The 982-nt window shown below is 56.7% G+C and carries 1 protein-coding gene; it reads left to right on the top strand.

The window, feature by feature from the left end; translation table 11 throughout:
- Positions 1 to 89: 89 nt before the first annotated feature.
- Positions 90 to 982 (top strand): molybdopterin-dependent oxidoreductase (locus GTN70_09400; GenBank protein NIO17198.1); only part of this gene is annotated, 893 nt, incomplete at its 3' end.

The raw sequence follows: 982 nt of genomic DNA, 5'->3' as shown, positions 1-982 counted from the left end.
TCTTGGGCACGCCCAATGTCCTCACGGCGGGACACATGTGTTATGTCTCCCGTGTTGGGGCGACCCTGATCACTTGTGGCAATCTGCCTGTGTGTGACTACGAGGGTGAGCCAAAATGCATCGTTATGTGGGGCTGTAACCCACTGTGGACCAACCCGGACGAGTACAAGGGGGAGGGTTTCTGGAGAGCCTATAAAAAAGGAGCCAAGCTGATCGTCATAGATCCTCGAAAGGGATTTCTGGCTAACAGGGCGGACCTTTGGCTTCAAATCCGCCCGGGGACAGATGCCGCCCTGGCCATGGGCTTCCTCAACGTGATCATTGAGGAAGGGCTTTACGATAGCGAGTTCGTGGGTAAATACGTCCACGGCTGGGATGCCTTCAAGGAAAGGGTGCAGGAGTATCCGCTGGAACGGGTGGAAGAGATCACCTGGGTTAAGCAGGATCTCATCCGGAAGGCGGCCAAGATGTATGCCACCACGAAACCGGCGGCCCTGCATTGGGGCGTACCCACGGAACAGAGCATTAACTGCACCGACTGCACACGCCTCATGACAGGACTGATGGCGGTAACGGGCAATCTGGACGCGCCCGGAGGGAACGTCTTATTTGTGCCGCCTCCGGTGAGGGTGGTCTCCGAGTTCGGTCGTCACAAAGACCTTCCTCGGGAGCAGTGGAAGAAACGGTTGGGAGGAGAACAATATAAACTGGCCTCACGAGTGGCCCTTATCACCCCTAAGCCAGCATGGGACGCCATCCTGACCGGGAAACCATACCCGCTGAAGGCTGCTCTGCTGTGCGGCAGCAACCCGGTGATCACCAGGGCCAATGCTACAGAGGTGTACAAGGCTCTAGAGAAGATAGACTTTCTGGCTGTGATTGATTTCTTTCTGACCCCAACGGCAGAACTGGCCGACATTTTCCTGCCTGCTGCCACCTGGCTGGAGCAGAACTATGTGGGGGACTTTTGGAAGCGACACGG

It is taken from the genome of Deltaproteobacteria bacterium (genome assembly GCA_011773515.1).
In the GTDB taxonomy this organism is placed as follows: domain Bacteria; phylum Desulfobacterota; class Deferrimicrobia; order J040; family J040; genus WVXK01.
The sequence above is the reverse complement of the archived record's forward strand: the minus strand, read 5'-3'. Positions and strand labels throughout refer to the sequence as shown.